We start from the raw sequence: 431 nt of genomic DNA on the forward strand, positions 1-431 counted from the left end.
GCCATCAAAAAATCCTCCGGGGAGCCCAGCGCGTCCGGCGCGGCGAGCGCCCGGGCCAGGCGCCGGGCCTGGACGCGGGTGAGGTCGGCGGCCAGCTCGGCCCCGGATTGGGTGCAGTACAGCAGGCGCTGGCGGCGGTCGCTCGGTCCGGTCTTCTGGGTGACGTAGCCCTGCCCGATCAGGTCCTTCAGCACCCGGTTGAGGCTCTGCTTGGTGATCCGCAGGATGTCGAGCAGCTCCGCGATGGTCAGCCCCGGATAGCGGTCGACGAAGTGCAGCACCCGGTGATGCGCCCGGCCGAAGCCGTAGGCGGCGAGGATCCGGTCGGGGTCGCCGACGAAGTCCCGGTAGGCGAAGAACAGCAGCTCGATCAGGTCGTCGCTGCCGAGGGCGTGCGCGGGGGCCGCGGCCGCGCCGTCCGGCCGACGGGG

The 431-nt window shown here is 72.6% G+C and carries 1 protein-coding gene; it reads right to left on the reverse strand.

The window, feature by feature from the left end; all coding sequences use genetic code 11:
* Positions 1-431, reverse strand: a 431-nt coding sequence (locus FV228_RS32720) for a MarR family transcriptional regulator (protein ID WP_147858049.1), incomplete at both ends; no start/stop codon positions are given.

This window comes from Methylobacterium sp. WL18, assembly GCF_008040015.1.
GTDB lineage: Bacteria > Pseudomonadota > Alphaproteobacteria > Rhizobiales > Beijerinckiaceae > Methylobacterium > Methylobacterium mesophilicum.